Source organism: Paenibacillus sp. FSL W8-0426 (genome assembly GCF_037969725.1).
In the GTDB taxonomy this organism is placed as follows: Bacteria; Bacillota; Bacilli; order Paenibacillales; family Paenibacillaceae; genus Paenibacillus; species Paenibacillus hubeiensis.
This window is the reverse complement of record NZ_CP150203.1, coordinates 4957755-4973715: the sequence shown is the minus strand read 5'-3', so window position 1 is coordinate 4973715 and position 15961 is coordinate 4957755. Positions and strand designations below refer to the sequence as shown.

General features: G+C 50.4%; 11 protein-coding genes and 1 other annotated feature. Of the genes, 8 read left to right on the top strand and 3 right to left on the bottom strand.

Going from position 1 to position 15961, the window contains the following annotated elements:
• The first annotated feature begins 192 nt into the window (after nt 1-192).
• Nucleotides 193-963 carry a class I SAM-dependent methyltransferase gene (locus MKY59_RS22575; RefSeq protein WP_236421279.1) on the top strand — a complete coding sequence of 257 codons (771 nt, stop codon included), beginning with the start codon at nt 193-195 and terminating at the stop codon, nt 961-963.
• Nucleotides 964-1010: 47 nt separating this feature from the next.
• Here the strand turns inward: MKY59_RS22575 and MKY59_RS22570 are convergent, their stop codons facing one another.
• Together MKY59_RS22570 and MKY59_RS22565 are read right to left on the bottom strand one after the other, a co-directional pair.
• Complete coding sequence (locus MKY59_RS22570; protein ID WP_339278456.1) at nt 1011-3491, bottom strand: FtsX-like permease family protein; 2481 nt, start codon at nt 3489-3491, stop codon at nt 1011-1013.
• A 68-nt stretch (nt 3492-3559) separates the two neighbouring features.
• On the bottom strand, nt 3560-4309 hold the full coding sequence (locus tag MKY59_RS22565; protein ID WP_236421280.1) for an ABC transporter ATP-binding protein: 750 nt from the start codon (nt 4307-4309) through the stop codon (nt 3560-3562).
• 205 nt (nt 4310-4514) lie between these two features.
• On the opposite strand from MKY59_RS22565, the gene MKY59_RS22560 reads away from it, so the two are divergent.
• The 4 genes from MKY59_RS22560 to leuS all read left to right on the top strand — a co-directional run bounded on the left by MKY59_RS22560 (nt 4515) and on the right by leuS (nt 10554).
• Nucleotides 4515-5207 (top strand): response regulator transcription factor, encoded by a 693-nt coding sequence (locus tag MKY59_RS22560; RefSeq protein ID WP_236421281.1) that lies wholly within the window; start codon nt 4515-4517, stop codon nt 5205-5207.
• Nucleotides 5208-5329: 122 nt separating this feature from the next.
• Nucleotides 5330-6640: a HAMP domain-containing sensor histidine kinase gene (locus MKY59_RS22555; protein WP_236421282.1), complete on the top strand. Its 1311-nt coding sequence runs from the start codon at nt 5330-5332 to the stop codon at nt 6638-6640.
• 100 nt (nt 6641-6740) lie between these two features.
• Nucleotides 6741-7697 carry an aminoglycoside phosphotransferase family protein gene (locus tag MKY59_RS22550; protein WP_339273889.1) on the top strand — a complete coding sequence of 319 codons (957 nt, stop codon included), beginning with the start codon at nt 6741-6743 and terminating at the stop codon, nt 7695-7697.
• 75 nt (nt 7698-7772) lie between these two features.
• Nucleotides 7773-8039: a binding site (T-box leader), on the top strand.
• Between the two features lie 70 nt (nt 8040-8109).
• Nucleotides 8110-10554, top strand: coding sequence for a leucine--tRNA ligase (gene leuS, locus MKY59_RS22545; RefSeq protein ID WP_339273888.1), 2445 nt, complete (start codon nt 8110-8112; stop codon nt 10552-10554).
• Here the strand turns inward: leuS and comER are convergent.
• Complete coding sequence (comER, locus tag MKY59_RS22540; protein WP_339273887.1) at nt 10535-11380, bottom strand: late competence protein ComER; 846 nt, start codon at nt 11378-11380, stop codon at nt 10535-10537. The genes leuS and comER overlap by 20 nt on opposite strands.
• Before the next feature lie 181 nt (nt 11381-11561).
• Here comER and MKY59_RS22535 point away from each other — a divergent pair, with 181 nt between their 5' ends.
• The 3 genes from MKY59_RS22535 (at nt 11562) to MKY59_RS22525 (ending at nt 15762) form a co-directional block, all read left to right on the top strand.
• Nucleotides 11562-12149, top strand: a complete 588-nt coding sequence (locus MKY59_RS22535) for a helix-hairpin-helix domain-containing protein (protein WP_339273886.1) — start codon at nt 11562-11564, stop codon at nt 12147-12149.
• Between the two features lie 41 nt (nt 12150-12190).
• Nucleotides 12191-12712: a dCMP deaminase family protein gene (locus tag MKY59_RS22530; RefSeq protein ID WP_236421287.1), complete on the top strand. Its 522-nt coding sequence runs from the start codon at nt 12191-12193 to the stop codon at nt 12710-12712.
• 125 nt (nt 12713-12837) lie between these two features.
• Nucleotides 12838-15762 carry a ComEC/Rec2 family competence protein gene (locus tag MKY59_RS22525; protein ID WP_339273885.1) on the top strand — a complete coding sequence of 975 codons (2925 nt, stop codon included), beginning with the start codon at nt 12838-12840 and terminating at the stop codon, nt 15760-15762.
• The last annotated feature ends 199 nt before the right edge of the window (nt 15763-15961 follow it).

Genomic DNA, 15961 nt, shown 5'->3' with positions numbered 1-15961 from the left:
GACGGGCTTGCGACAGGATATATGCAGATCAGCACCCTACGGGCTTGGGTCTGGCTCGATCCGACGGCTGGCCACCTCTCGGAATAAAGCTGAATGCCGAATAAAGATGGCAGGGTAAACTGGACGAAAGCCGGATGCCCTGCTTTCTTTTTGGAAAAGCTTTAAATTGAATTCGAAAGTGCGGTGTCTGACATGTCTTACCGTAGATTTGCCTACGTATACGATGAATTAATGGAGGATATGCCCTATCCCGATTGGATCCGATTTGCGCGGACGGCCTGGGAACGGCACGGCATGCCGAAAAGCGTGGTCGAGTTGGGCTGCGGGACGGGCTCCATCACGATTCCTTTGGTCAATTCGGGTTTTGAAGTGATCGGGATCGATTTGTCAGCGGACATGCTGTCCGTGGCAAGAAACAAAATGGATGCCACGCCGCAGGGCCATCGCATGTACCGTGGAGGCAGCGTGCGGTGGGTGCAGCAGGACATGCGGGACTGGAGCGTTCCCGAGCCGGTAGATTCGGTCATTTCGTTCTGCGACTGCATCAATTATTTGCTCGAAAAAGAGGATGTCGTTCGCACGTTCCAGCGGACGTACGCGATGCTGAAGGAGGAAGGCACGTTTATGTTCGACGTGCATCATCCGAATACCCTGATTCGATATGATGACGAACAGCCTTTTGTATTGGACGAACGCGCCGTGTCCTATATCTGGACATGCGACATGGACCGGGAGCGGTGCGAAATCGAACATCATTTGAGCATCTTTGCACGCATGAAGGAAGCCGGCAAGGACATGTATCAGCGCTTCGAGGAAGTGCACGTACAGCGGGCCTACGATCCGGAATGGATGAAGCTTGAGCTGCTTAAGGCAGGATTCAGGGAAGTCGGTGTCTATGCAGACTTTGAGTGGGATGAAGCCGGGCCGGAGGCGCAGCGCCTGTTCTACGTTGCTGTAAAATAAAGTGAGTAAAAGAGCTGCCTGCATGTTATGCAATGGCAGCTCTTTTTTTAATCCCGATTGTATTGGATTTTGGACAACCAGTACGTTGATGGCAGAGCAGAGGCAATGCCTATAATGGGACTGATCGCCAGGATGATGAATATCATTCCGTATGGAGCAGGGCTTTGGGCATCGAGAGCACTCAAAAATTGATAACGTAACAGTACGCCAGCAATGAGTCCCATGACAGTCCCGGATACCGCTATCATTATTCCTTCGAACCAGGCTAAACGGATGACCTGCCAGGGTTTGCTTCCGATGGAGCGCATCGTGGCAAACTCTTTTTGACTTTCTCTTAGATTGCTGGACATAATGTTCATTAGTCCGGCAAGGATAATAAGCGTCAAAAGCAGTATGGAGGCCGTTAAAAAAGCCGTACGCTGTTTGTATTGCTGATAGAACGTCTCCAGTTCCGCCATGCGGTCATAAAATACAGTATTTTGATATTCGGGCTGTTCAAGTAGGGACTGAACCTGTGCTTTTATGGCTTCCTGCTGATTCTTGTCCGTGATATTGAACAGAATTTGTTCCACCTTGGCTTCCCGGTAGCTGTTAACGGCGTCAACGGAAGTATACATGGTCATTTCGTCTCCCGGAAACAATGGATTTTGATCGATAACACCCACAATATTCATCTGTAAGGGAGCAGCGCCAGCTGCCTCGCTGACTTCATCCATCTTTAGTTCCAGTGTATCCCCAATAGAGTACCCGAAGTAACGACAGAAATCCTTCGTGACTACAATCTGGTTCTTTTGCAGATCCTGAATCTTACCCTCAACGACCTGATAAGAAGAAAACTGCTGAGCTTTGATCAAATCCATCGATTGCAGGCTTGCCAACACGTGATCCTTGTTATCAATTTTAAACACAGAACCGTTCCAATCCGGTGACATTTGATTAACCGGGATATCTACGAGGAGACTTGAACTTATTGTAATACTGTCTATTCCTTTCAGGCGGTTCAGCTGATTGCTCAGTTCGGGTGAGAATCCAGGTTCATATGAAGCTTCGGCAGACTGGATAATATAATCCAGGGGGAATTGATTGGCCATATTTTTTTCTGTTTCCTTCACTATGCTATCAAGAACGCTGAACCCTACGAATCCGACAATAACGGAGAGCATGATTACCCGGGTGATTTGTTTGCTTCGTCCGATGCGGCTAAGTGCATTTCTGCCAGCGATGGTCCCTTCCATGGCATATAAAGGCTTCAGGCACAGTGCAATCCCTTTGATTAATGGCTTAAGCAGGAAGGAAATGCACAAAAAACATAGGAGAACAAACAGTACACCGACGATAATGACCGCGGTTTTGGACGTTTCCTTGCCCCCAGGGATCAGAATGGAAAGTGCAATAAGTCCAACAAATAGGGAATACACGACGATATGCTTCCACAAAGAGTGCTGTGTAAGACGTGCCGGCTGTTGACGGTGGGCAGCAAGTGGAGACATTCTGCTGGAGGAATAAGCCGGGATGAAGGAAGCAAACAGTGTAACGAGAATACTTCCGAGCATGACAGCGGCAATCACCGGATAGGATACCACAACTGAATCCACACGATATCCCATCCATTTTTCAAGCAACCCAGAAGTAGCATAACACAGCATAATCCCCCCCGCGGATCCTATGAATGAGGACAGAATACTGATCCACAAGGCTTCCCAAATGACCATCTCGAACAATTGTCTCCGTGTGCCTCCCAAAAGCCGGAGAACCGCCAGTTCCTTCTGTCTCTCTTGGACGGACATTTGCAAAGTACTAATGACGATCAAAATACTCCCAAGCAGAACAATAACGGACAGTCCGGTTACTAGCGGCCGAAGCCCACCCAAATTTTTTTGTTCCTCTTCCTTTGCGCTGCGGCGATCAATAGTAAGTCCGTCGAAATGGTCATTCAATTGCTCGATGACCTCACTCTTTACATTCCCGTTATCCAGCTTCAGGATCAGCGCACTAGCCTGTCCGGTATGATCTGTCAGCTTGCTGATCCAATCATAATTGAAAATAAAAAGACGGGACAAGCTTTCGCTTTCTTTTAGAATTCCCGAGACCGTTACGGTCTGATCTTCGGCGGGCGGGAAAGGCAATGTCAAGGTCGAACCGATCCCCAGCCCCGCCTCCTTGGCATATTTGGAGGAAATCAGTACTTGCGCATCTTCAGGAAATGATCCCGTTTGCAGAGAAAGCAGTTCATGCTCAGCGGCCAGACGGTCTGCTTTGAAGCTGTAATAAAAGGGTTGAACAGCAACATTTTCGGGCATGTGTCCTGCTGTGTAGGGCAGCAAGATCGGAGTGGTCTCCTGCACCCCTTCGAGGTTGTTAATCCATGTTATATCTTTGGAAGAAAGCAGCCTTTGCCCTTCGTTATATCCTGCTATCAGATCAAAATCACCGAACCTCTCCCGCGCTGAAACTTCAGTGGAATGCTGCAAAGTGCTCATCATCGTCTGAGACGATACAAGAAGAAGAACTCCCAGGCTTATTCCCATTATGGCAAAGAAGGCTCTTATTTTACGTGCAATCAAGAAACGCCAAGCCAGACGGGCTAACATCCACTTCATATCAGCATTCCCTCAATTCTGGATGTGATCTGACTCAGGTTCACTTTTGGGTCCTGCTGCAGGTTCAGGTTTTCTACCAATTTCCCATCTTTCATAAAAAGAACTCTGTGCGCATAAGAGGCGACGCTTGCATCATGGGTCACCATAACCAGGCAATGATTGCCTGTATCACAGAAGCTTCGCAAAACCGTCAGAATGTCTTTCCCTGTTTTGGAGTCCAGACTGCCCGTAGGTTCATCGGCCATCATGATGCGGGGTTGTGTAATCAATGCTCTGGCGATGGCTACCCGTTGCTGCTGTCCACCTGACATCTGGGATGGATATGAAGCTGCCAGATGCCCAATGCCTACTTTTTTGAGCATATCCAACGCCATGCTATTAACTTTACTGTCAGTCTTGCCAGCAAGCAGAAATGGCAAAGCTACATTCTCCTGAGCCGTTAGTACCTGAATCAGGTTGAACATCTGAAAAATAAAACCGATCTTGTCTCTGCGGGTGAGTGTGATTGCGGATTCCGTGCCGGCGTATAAATCTTGTCCGTCCAGCATGACTTTACCACGGGTCGGCCTGTCCAAACCTGATAACAGATGAAGCAATGTGGACTTGCCGGAACCACTGGGTCCCATGATGGCAACAAACTCTCCTTGATGGATCGCCAGGTCAACAGCATCGAGGGCAGGAACACTTTGATTGCCTTCCCCGTAGACTTTGCTTAGATTGTGGGTTTGTAAAACGGGTTTACTCATTTCTCTTTTCTCCTTTTCACGGAAATCTGCTGAATCGCTTTGATCGATATCATTATGCAGAAGATGTCTCACCTTTTTGTGGGAAAAAGATCAATAATGTATCAATAAAATATAGTACTTTTATCTAATCGCTGTTTAGGAGGTTCCATCAACAACAGGAATGCTCCATAATAATGGGACAGCAGATGAGAAAGGGAGATACAGTATGCAGGAAGTAATCTTGATTGTGGATGATGACATTGAAATTATAGAGCTTATGCGTGATTTTCTCGAAATGGAGGGGTATGCTGTCCTTACTGCGGAGAACGGGGAAGCGGCCATGCGGATCATGAATCAAAATCGGGTGGATTGTGTGCTGCTCGATGTGATGATGCCCGGCGAGTCGGGTTTTACAATCTGCCGTGCCATTCGGGAATATTCGGATGTTCCCGTCTTGTTTCTGAGTGCCAGGGAGGAATCTACCGATAAAATCAGAGGATTGGGCGTCGGAGGGGATGACTACATCGTTAAGTCCGCCACACCGGGAGAGATTATTGCCAGAATCAAAGCGGTGAGGCGGCGGTTTGGCAAAGAGGAATCCACTTCGTTGGCAATCGGCTTATTCAAAGGTTTGAGCATTGATTACTCCGCACGTGAGGTCGAGGTGAATGGTGAAAAGGTTACGCTCACAACCAAGGAATTTGACTTGCTGGCTTTGCTGGCCAAACATCGCAATCAGGTGTTTACGCATGATCAGATCATCGACCGAATCTGGGGAGAACACTACGGAGATCAGCATTCGGTAAGAGTGTTTATAGCCCGGATCAGGGACAAGATTGAGAGGGGAAGTACGGGAAACGAATACATACAGACCGTATGGGGAACGGGATATAAATTTACGGGAGAGCCGTTGTCATGAAGGGGTTCCAATCTTTAATGAAAAGCCGGTTATCATTAAAACAGTGGCTGTTGATTATCATCTTGTGTACAGTGCTTGTTCCAATTTCGGTTGTGAAATTAACAGGGAATTGGTATTCAAATATGGCAACGACCGACGATGGATACAGCATTGAATGGGTGCAGCAGAGAATTTTGGCTCAGCGGGATCAGTGGGAAAGCGAAGAGTGGCAAATCAAGCTGGAGCAGGATTCCAAAAAAATGAATGTTGGGATACGGCTGCTGGACAGAGAACGTCGGGAGATTTTCTCGAACATATATGATGAAGGAGGATATATTCTTGAAGAAGGGGGAGACATAACGCCCAAGGAGAATGTCGGTGACTTTTCGGAGTGGAACGTATTAAATGAGTTTTATGTATATTCATCGACGAACACGCTGACCGGAATGGTTTATATTCAGGATCAGGGTCCGGTATTGCGGAGCTATGGCAGCTTGGCTGAAAAAATGATTATGGAATACGGCGGATTTGTGATTTGGGGATGTTTGCTTGCCATCATTTTGCTTACAGGTGCCTGGTTCCTGAACAAGCAGGTGCTGAAACCATTGAAGAAACTGGGACAGGCAGCACAGGGGATTTCCAGAAGTGAATTTTGTGTGGATCTTCCGTCTTCCCGAGTGAAAGAAGTACATGAGGTTTCGGCAGGCTTCAAAAAAATGCGGGCCGAACTGGAACATTCCCTAATTCGGCAGCAGGCCATGGAAGAAGAGCGGCGGCTGTTCATCGCTTCCATCGTCCATGATATAAGAACACCCGTTTTTGCCATCCGTGGTTATCTGGAAGGGCTGGAGAATGGCGTTGCCTTCACTCCCGAAAAAACTCAAAGGTATATCCGAAATTGCCGTATTAAAGCAGATGTTCTGAATCACTTGGTCACCGACCTGCTTACATATACCAAGCTCGACTGGTTTGAAGACAAACCAACGCTTGCAAGCACACGAATGGACGGATTACTGAACGAGTTGATCCTGGGGTATCAGGAAGAAGCGAATCGCAAACAGATCCGTCTTGCGCTGTCATTGCCGGAGCAGGGAGCTGAAATCATGACGGATCCATATCTGCTGCAAAGGGCGTTCGGAAATCTTCTGGATAATGCCTTGCGTTATACTCCAGAAGGCGGAAGCATTGAAGTGAAGGCAACGTGTGATAACGGCATATGGGCCATAGCTGTTCAAGATACAGGCCCTGGAATTGCCAGTTCTGACCTGCAGCATTTGTTCAAGCCGTTGTACAGAGGCGAGCAATCCAGAAACCGCAAAACGGGTGGTGCTGGCCTGGGTCTGTCCATTGTATGGAAAATTACTGAGATTCTGGGAGGAAGGGTCCAGGCCGGGAACAGACCAGAAGGAGGCTCTGTTTTTACGGTGAGTTTGCCTTTAAATGTTGGAAGGTGATCAAAGGTCTTGCAAGCGTAGAGAGGGCCGGACATAATGGGTATGGAAATATTTCTTTACATTGTCATCCCCTTAACGAATAAGGTAAATGAGGTGCAAAGTGGAAAGTAATTATAAAACGAGGCTGACTTCAGAACAGTTGAACCGGATTACTCAACATCATTTCAGGACAGGTGTCAGAGAATACAAGGAGATGACGGATGGATGGGCGAACCATGCCTATTGTATTACGTTGGATGACGGACAGAAAGTTGTACTCAAAATTGCACCTTCCTCCGGAATTAAACGAATGCGCTGTGAACAGGATGTGATGGTTGCGGAGGTGCAGGCACTTCGTCTCGCCGCGGATCTCCAGGATGTTCCCGTTCCCCGTGTGCTCGCCCATGATCTTTCGCGGAGCTTTGTCCCTGCAGAGTATTTTATTATGGAATACATGCCAGGCAAGCCTTATAACAAGGTCAAAGACCAATACAGTGTGGAAGAGCAGCAAGCCATCGAACAGCAGCTGGGCGCTTACAATCGGAGAATCAATGAAATCAAGGGCGAAAAATTCGGCTACTTTTCCGAGCGAAAAACACAATATGCTACCTGGAAAGAAGCTTTCCTGAACCTGATGGATGATATGCTCGCAGATGGGAAAGAGGCTGAAGTGGAATTTTCGATCGGTTATGAAGAGCTCGAACGTTTAATTCGAGAGAAATCGGATGTCCTAGTTGATGTAAAAGAACCTGTACTGGTCCACTGGGATTTGTGGGATGGCAATGTTTTTGTGGAACAGGGCAAAATTACGGCCATCATTGATTTTGAGCGTTCGCTATGGGCTGACCCTTTGATGGAGCACTATTTCAGTCATTTTAACAATACGCCCGGATTTGTCAAAGGTTATGGAAGAGCGGCTGCAACGGCCAGCGAACGGCAGAGAAGGAGCCTTTACGACCTGTATTTTGATCTGGTGCTCCGGATAGAATGTGTGTATCGGCAGTTCGATAACAAGGAACACGTGGCATGGGCGACCCGCAATCTTGAGGAGGGCATCGAGCGTTTTCGGTTATCCTGATTCGTGTACACACAAGGGCAGTAATATTGACTTTAATGCCGCTTTTTAATATAATGTTTCCGATCAAAGCGAATACATATTTCGATGATAAGGATCAGTAGCGAGTCCTGCACATGACAGAGAGTCGGCGGTTGGTGCAAGCCGATTGGCAGTATATCGCGAACTCACCTTGGAGAAATGCGGTGATTACACCATTTTGATGCCTGTAAGGATCTTGCCCTTCGGGGAATGGAAAATCCGCATCGGTTCACCGCCGTTACAGGTCCAAAGGGAGTGGACAACGAAGCACGTTCGTCCGCTAACTAGGGTGGTACCACGGGAAAACAACCTCTCGTCCCTAGCGCTGCAAACGCTACGGGATGCTGAGGTTTTTTTGTTGCAATAGATGGAATGATCAGAGGAGGAAATACAGATGAGTGAACATCATCAGCCAAAGCATGGCTATCAGCCGCAAACCATGGAGAAAAAGTGGCAGCAGTTCTGGGATGAAAACAAAACGTTTAAGACGGGGGAGGACCCGTCCAAGCCTAAATTTTATGCATTGGATATGTTCCCGTATCCATCCGGTTCCGGTCTTCACGTAGGCCATCCGGAAGGATATACGGCAACGGATATCGTTTCCCGCTACAAGCGCATGCGCGGTTATAACGTATTGCATCCGATGGGATGGGACGCTTTCGGCCTTCCGGCAGAGCAGCACGCCTTGGATACGGGCGAACATCCACGGGACATCACGTTCCGCAACATCGACAATTTCCGCCGCCAGATCAAGTCGCTCGGTTTTTCCTATGACTGGGACCGCGAGATCAGCACGACAGACCCTGAATATTACAAATGGACGCAATGGATCTTCATCCAGTTGTACAAAAAAGGACTGGCATATGTAGACGAAGTGCCGGTTAACTGGTGTGAAGCATTGGGCACGGTGCTTGCCAACGAAGAGGTCATCGACGGCAAGAGCGAGCGCGGCGGGCATCCGGTCGTGCGCAAACCGATGCGCCAGTGGGTACTGAAGATCACGGAATACGCCGAGCGTTTGCTTGAGGACCTGGAGGAGCTGGATTGGTCCGAGAGCATCAAGGATATGCAGCGCAACTGGATCGGCAAATCGACGGGCGCGGAAGTGACTTTTGCCATCGAAGGACGCGAGGAAGTCATCAAAGTGTTCACGACTCGTCCGGATACGCTGTTTGGCGCGAGTTATGCGGTGCTGGCACCGGAGCATGAATTGGTGGATGCCATCACGACGGCCGACCAACGCGAAGCGGTCGCAGCCTACCAGGAACAGGCGGCTCGCAAGAGCGACCTGGAGCGCACGGATTTGGCGAAAGACAAAACGGGCGTATTCACGGGTGCTTATGCCATCAATCCGGTAAACGGCGCTAAAGTGCCTGTGTGGATTGCCGATTATGTGCTTGCCGGTTATGGAACGGGAGCCATTATGGCCGTGCCGGGACATGATGCCCGCGACTGGGAATTTGCCAAACAATTCGGCCTGAATATCATTGAAGTTGTTGAGGGCGGAAACGTGGAGGAAGAGGCGTACAGCGGAGATGGAGCCCATGTGAACTCCGAATTCCTGAATGGCCTGAACAACGAAGAAGCGATCGCCAAAATGATCGCCTGGTTGGAAGAGAACGGCAAAGGGCAAGGCAAAACGACATATCGTCTGCGCGACTGGTTGTTCAGCCGTCAACGCTATTGGGGTGAGCCGATTCCGATTCTCCATCTGGAGGACGGAACGATGAAAACCGTGCCGGAAGAGGAGCTGCCGCTGCTGCTGCCGGATATCGACCAGATCAAACCATCGGGCACGGGCGAGTCTCCGCTGGCCAATGTGACGGAATGGGTCAACACGGTAGATCCGGAAACTGGCATGAAAGCGCGTCGCGAGACCAACACGATGCCTCAATGGGCGGGAAGCTGCTGGTACTACCTGCGTTTCATCGATCCGCACAACGACAAGGAACTGATTTCGCAAGAAAAACAACAACAGTGGCTGCCGGTTGACTTGTACATCGGCGGCGCCGAGCATGCGGTCCTTCACTTGCTGTATGCGCGTTTCTGGCACAAGGTTCTTTACGACCTGGGCGTGGTCAGCACGAAGGAACCGTTCCACAAGCTGGTGAACCAAGGCATGATTCTCGGGACGAACAACGAAAAAATGAGTAAATCCCGCGGCAATGTCATTAACCCGGACGAAATCGTGGGCGAGTTCGGTGCGGATACGTTGCGCCTGTACGAAATGTTCATGGGGCCTTTGGAAGCAACCAAACCATGGAACACAAGCGGCGTTGAGGGAATGCACCGCTTCCTGTCCCGTGTATGGCGTTTGTTCATCAACGAGGATACCGGTGCCATCAACGATAAAATTACGGTTGACGGCGGAACGGAAGAGTTCAAGCGCACAACGCACAAAACGATCAAGAAAGTGACGGACGATCTGGAGAACCTGCGTTTCAACACGGCGATCAGCCAGCTGATGATCTTTATCAACGATGCTTACAAAGCCGAGAGCCTGCCGCTGGCTTCGATGGAGAACTTCGTGCAGCTGCTGTCACCGCTCGCACCGCATATGGCAGAGGAGCTGTGGAGCCGTCTCGGACATGAAGGCGGAATTAGTTATGTAGCTTGGCCTGTATATGACGAAGCGATGACGGTCGATGCCGAGGTTGAAATCGTCGTTCAGATCAACGGCAAAATCGTAACTCGCGCAACGGTTGCGAAAGATCTTGACGCACAGGGGCTGCAGGACCTGACCTTGGAAATGGACGCTGTCAAACAGGCGCTGGAAGGCAAGACCGTTCGCAAGGTCATTGCCGTTCCAGGCAAGCTGGTCAATATTGTTGCCGGTTAATCTCATTGGCTCTGAACAGTTCATCCAGCTTGATCAAATCTTCCTCGTATTTGTCGTGGGTGGTTTGAATGAGGCTGTCGAAAACACCATCCAGATTGGCTTTCAATAGCGCAAGTGCCTGTGCGGTAATACCGCCGGGCACGGCAACGCGTGCCTGAAGCTCCTGCGGCGTGTAACCTCCTTCGGTGAGCAGCTTGCCTGTTCCTAGGAGCATTTCGCCGGCAAGGGCGCAGGCATCCGCGTGTTTGATCCCTGTAAGCTTGACTGCGCTGTCGATCCACTGCTCCAGGAAAAACGAGATGAAGGCAGGTCCGCAGCTGGTAAAATCGGAAGTGATTCGGGTGCATTGCTCGTCGACCTGGTAGGGTCTGCTGAAATGGCTGAGCAAGCCTTCCAGCACGGCACGGTCCTCCTCTGTCATTCGTTCGCCATGAATGCAGAGGGAGGCACCGCTGCCGACCTGGTGGGTCACGCTGGGAATCACTTTGGACACCTTGCAAGGAAGCGATGCTTCCAGATGGCGTAATTGCACTGGGCTCGTGATGGAGACGATAATCTGCTCGGGTTGCAGAACAGGCAAAATTTCATCGATGACATGCTTGAATTCAAGCGGTTTGACGCACAGAAATACGATCTTGCTTCGAATGACCGTTTCTCGATTGCTCTGGGACTCATGCAGGCCGGGATAACGGAGGGTTAACTGACGTACTTTGGAAGGGGTCCGATTGCTCGCGGCGATCTGCCTGGGCTCCAATGCTCCGGATTGGATCATGGCATAGATCAGCAGGCTGCCCATGCTGCCGGTTCCGATAAATCCAACCTTCATTGTTTCAGGCCTCCTTTCATGCTTTACGGTACTGGCGCGCAGTATGTTCCTTCTAGTCTATGCGTCATGCCCTTGCCGGCATGACATGAAAATCAATCATTTTGGACGCAACGTCCGGTTTACGGTTCGGAAGCACCGCCCGTGTTCATTAATCCAATGGGAGACGGGAGTGTGTGAAAGAATGAAGTGGAAACAAGGATTGATTATTGCTGCGGCAGTGATGGGAAGCATACTGATATTGTGGTCGGGCAAAAGCGAGCAGCCGCCTTCGGGATGGACTGCCGTTCAGCCCGGTACTGAAATGCCGACGACGGCTCAGGAAACTGCTGCCGTTCCGTCGGCTGTTTCGGGTCCAGCCGATGCGAATCAAGTGCCGGCTTCCGTTCCGGAAACCAGGCAGGGTGCGGCAATGGCTGGAAATCAGGATGAAGCTAAGGTGGAGAGCGGACATGACACCGCCGGAACGACAACGGAACAGCAGGCGTTCATCCATTCTGCCCAGCCAGATCCCGCTAACGTTGGCCATGCTGAAGAGGTGCAGGATCATCTTGCGGCAACGCAGGAGCCGGACAACGGGAAAATCGACGTCAATACTGCGCCGCTGGCCAAGCTTATGGAGCTGCCGGGCATCGGGGAGAAGAAAGCTCAAGCCATCATCGATTATCGGAATAACCACGGTCCGTTTGGCAAAGTCAGCGATTTGACGAAAGTCAAAGGCATAGGTATGAAAATGTTGGAGAAGATGGCACCTTATGTGCAGATCCGCTAATGCACTATTTTCGATAATATGACAACGGAAGGGGAAACGGCATGAGCGCAACAGATGCACGCAAAGACTGGGACACATACTTTATGGATATTGCTTACATGGTATCCACTCGTTCGCGTTGTCCTAGGCGCCATGTGGGTGCAGTGCTTGTTCAAGGCAAAAAATTGCTGGGAACGGCATATAACGGAGCACCGATGGGGGTTCCCGATTGTTCTGAAGCAGGTTGCATGATCTCGGAAGAATATGAGTTGGTCATTACCGACGGCCGGGAAGAGATGGTCAAAAAACAGCGCTGCATCCGTACGATCCATGCGGAGCAGAATTTGCTTTTGTTTACGGATCGGATCGACCGGGAAGGCTCTTCCGTATATGTCACGGATGAGCCGTGTTGGACATGTGCCAACATGCTCGCCAACAGCGGGATTACCGAAATCGTGTTCCATCGCCCATATCCGAAAGATACGGGCAAAGTCAGACGAATGATGGAGCAGCAGGGGATTACGTTTCGCAAGTTGGAGCAGTATCAACCGCCGCGCGAGACAATAATGACCGTGAGTGATTGAATTTTGCATGCTGCATGTACAAAGATTCATACAGAAAGAACGATCCATGAGGAAAAACCTCTGGTTGCCGTAACGGCTGCCAGAGGTTTTTTTGCGTTCTGGCTACGGGATTAGGAGGGGGAAGGATGAAGGGCAGGCCACTGCTTGGTTTTACCGTTTGTTGGCTATGCGGCAGCGGAATGGCGGTTGCGTTAAGCGGCTGGAATTTGTTATGGGGAATGGTTGGGGTTCTTGCTTGTGCCCCGCTATGGCTGCGATGGCTGGGCCTGCGCGGGTGGATCGTTATTTTGTTTGCAGCAGCTTTTGCCTCCGGAGCCGTTCATTGGGAATGGAACGATACGAGGAATGTCAGCCATCTGGCCGAACTGACGGGTATGGCAAGCGACGAACTTGACGGAGTGGAGGCCACGGTTCAAGGCAGGTTGGACTCCGAAGTACGCATTGACGGGGACCGGGCCGATTTTGAGCTGCAGGTTAGTTCCGTTCAAATTGATCCTGGTGCTTCGGCCAACGGTGGCTTCCAACCTCTGACTCTGGATCACCGGAAAGAGAAGTTCATGGTGCAGGTCAGGCTGGCCAAAGAGGAAGAGCTGCAGACGGCGGCGGCTTGGCAGAGGGGCGATACCGTTACGCTCGAAGGCACGCTGGCCCTGCCTGGTGAAGCACGGAACTATGATGGCTTTGATTACAGGGCGTACCTCCGGACGCTTGAAATACACTGGCTGTTCAAAGTGAAGGGGGCCATCGCGGTAGAAGCCGTTCCGGCCGAGGGTTGGAAGGCTTTCAACCTATTTCGCCTAAACGACCAGGCAAGGAGCAAGCTGGGGGCAGCTGTCGATCGGCTGTTTCCGGAGCCGCACGGCGGATATATGAAAGGGTTAATCATCGGCATGGCCAAAGATATTGATCCGGATACGTACGGCGGGTTTTCGCAGCTGGGTCTGACGCATATTTTGGCCATATCGGGTACGCATGTTGCCGTTTATGTGTCTTCCCTGCTGCTGCTGATGTCCTTGCTGCGATTGACACGGGAAACGTCATTGACGATCGTTCTGCTGCTGGTGCCCTTCTATGTCATGTTATCCGGGGGCTCCCCATCCGTCGTCAGGGCGGGAATCATGTCCATGATCGGTTTAACGATGGCAAGGAAAGGATTGCCGAGGGATGGTCTGCATATCATCAGCGCCGCGGCTTTGCTCATGATGTGGTGGAATCCCTACTTCATGGTAAACGTAAGTTTCCAACTATCTTTTCTGGTTACGGCCGGGCTGATGATTTATATGCCGCTGATTCATCGTCTGTTTGATCGCTGGCCCAAGGCGCTTGCAGCCACGGCTTCAGTAACGGTGACGGCTCAACTGATTTCTTTTCCGGTAACCATTCTTTATTTCAACCAGTTTTCGATCTTGTCGTTCGTCGCCAACTTTTTGCTGGTTTCCTTCATCAGCGTGATTGTGCTTCCGCTTGGAACGGTTGCGCTGATCATCGGATTTGTGTGGTTTCCCGCAGCCAAACTATTGGCTTGGATCACGATTGTGCTGAATGATTTGACTTTTGCGACCGTGGAATGGATGAACCGTTTCCCCGGTTTTGTATTGATTTGGCCAACGCCGCCCATCTGGTGGATTGCGGCCTACTATATTGGACTTTATAGTTTGCTGAGGCTCCTGCAGAAGGGAAACTTAGGGAAAAAAGCGTTGCCGTTCCCGCAGCTGCAGGACGATACGGCCCCGCTCTCACGACGCCCTGGCGTTATTCTATCAAGTGCGGACAGGACTTCGTATGATGTGGGCCGCATGCCGCAGCCTGGGTATTCGGATCAAGTCCCTTGCGTTTCCGATGTGTCGGGGCAGTCCGTAGCTTTGCTTTCTGCGAGTATTGCATGGCCTGAATATTCGGGAGCTTTCACTTCGCGCGGTGCCGGATTTTATGATGGCGAGAAAAGGTCTCCTTATCACGGCTGGATATGTGGTTTGATTGCGATTTCGCTTATCGCTGGCTTATGGTGGGGATATCAGTCACCGTATCCTTCCGGCACGGGAGTGGTACAATTTCTGGATGTGGGGCAAGGAGATAGCGCGTTGATATCAACGCCCGGCGGCAAGCACATATTAGTGGATGGAGGGGGGACGGTCAGTTTCGCCAAGCCGGACGAGGGCTGGAGGGTTCGCAGAGATCCTTACGAGGTTGGTGCAAAGGTCGTTGTTCCCCTCTTGAAAAAACGGGGGATTCATGAGCTGGATGCCATTATTGTTACTCATGCCGATCAGGATCATGCCGGCGGGCTTCAGGCTGTACTGGAACAAATCCCGGTAAAACGTCTGATTTTTAACGGTACGACCAGCGGCAAGGACAATTTTGACAAACTGCTCCAGACTGCTGCGGACAGGCAAATCCCGCTGTATGCCGTCAGGCAGGGCATGACATATAAGGCTGATGACCAAACGAAATTGTATTTTCTTTCGCCGGATCTGAGTCTCTCTACCGATCGTTTGGGCGGCATGCCTGTGGACGAGGAGCAAAATCATCATTCGGTCGTCTTTTTGCTGGAGATGGCAGGGGCTTCTCTGCTCTTTACGGGGGACATGGACGCGGCGGCGGAACAGGATGTATTATTTCGTATTCAAGACGGCTCGCTTGCGGAGGCGTTTGCCCAAGAGGCACTGCGGGGAAATGAGAAACCGAGTGCAGCTCTCCAAGCACAGCTTCCGCTATTTCTTCGGTCTGAACAGGCAACCCAGAATCCCGGAGTGGACGATGCCGTCGACAACATGACGATGAGTATGATGAATCACCGGGTGGATGTCTTGAAAGTCGCGCATCACGGAAGCAAAACCTCTTCCGCCGAAGGTTGGCTTCACTACTGGAACGCCAGTTCAGCCGTTATTTCCGCCGGGGTCAACAATTTGTATGGGCATCCCAATGCGGGGGTGGTGGAGCGGCTTGAGCAGTCGGGATCGGCCATCTATCGGACGGATCAAATGGGGGAAGTGCAAATGAGGATCAAAGCTGGACACATCGAAATCAGACATAAACTTGAATCAGATTAAGGCTCTCGGTGCCTAATTAGGTTAACTGATAGGTTAGATCAATTAAAACTGCATTTTAATCTATCATTGGAAGGGAATAAAACCAAGTATTATGGTGTATGTGAAGCAGCCCGACGGGCTGCTTTTAATTTAAACAAGCAACATTTCGTTTATGTGAGTATAGAATGTGTTCTCATCATGAAAATGAACATCGGCTTAG

What these genes read in the sequence shown, in the direction of transcription:
- comER (WP_339273887.1), bottom strand. Translation starts at nt 11,380, where the DNA reads ATGAAGGTTGGATTTATCGGAACCGGCAGCATGGGCAGCCTGCTGATC.
- MKY59_RS22555 (WP_236421282.1), top strand. Translation starts at nt 5,330, where the DNA reads ATGGCAACGACCGACGATGGATACAGCATTGAATGGGTGCAGCAGAGA.
- MKY59_RS22560 (WP_236421281.1), top strand. Translation starts at nt 4,515, where the DNA reads ATGCAGGAAGTAATCTTGATTGTGGATGATGACATTGAAATTATAGAG.
- MKY59_RS22575 (WP_236421279.1), top strand. Translation starts at nt 193, where the DNA reads ATGTCTTACCGTAGATTTGCCTACGTATACGATGAATTAATGGAGGAT.
- MKY59_RS22570 (WP_339278456.1), bottom strand. Translation starts at nt 3,491, where the DNA reads ATGGGAATAAGCCTGGGAGTTCTTCTTCTTGTATCGTCTCAGACGATG.
- MKY59_RS22525 (WP_339273885.1), top strand. Translation starts at nt 12,838, where the DNA reads ATGAAGGGCAGGCCACTGCTTGGTTTTACCGTTTGTTGGCTATGCGGC.
- MKY59_RS22535 (WP_339273886.1), top strand. Translation starts at nt 11,562, where the DNA reads ATGAAGTGGAAACAAGGATTGATTATTGCTGCGGCAGTGATGGGAAGC.
- MKY59_RS22565 (WP_236421280.1), bottom strand. Translation starts at nt 4,309, where the DNA reads ATGAGTAAACCCGTTTTACAAACCCACAATCTAAGCAAAGTCTACGGG.
- MKY59_RS22530 (WP_236421287.1), top strand. Translation starts at nt 12,191, where the DNA reads ATGAGCGCAACAGATGCACGCAAAGACTGGGACACATACTTTATGGAT.
- leuS (WP_339273888.1), top strand. Translation starts at nt 8,110, where the DNA reads ATGAGTGAACATCATCAGCCAAAGCATGGCTATCAGCCGCAAACCATG.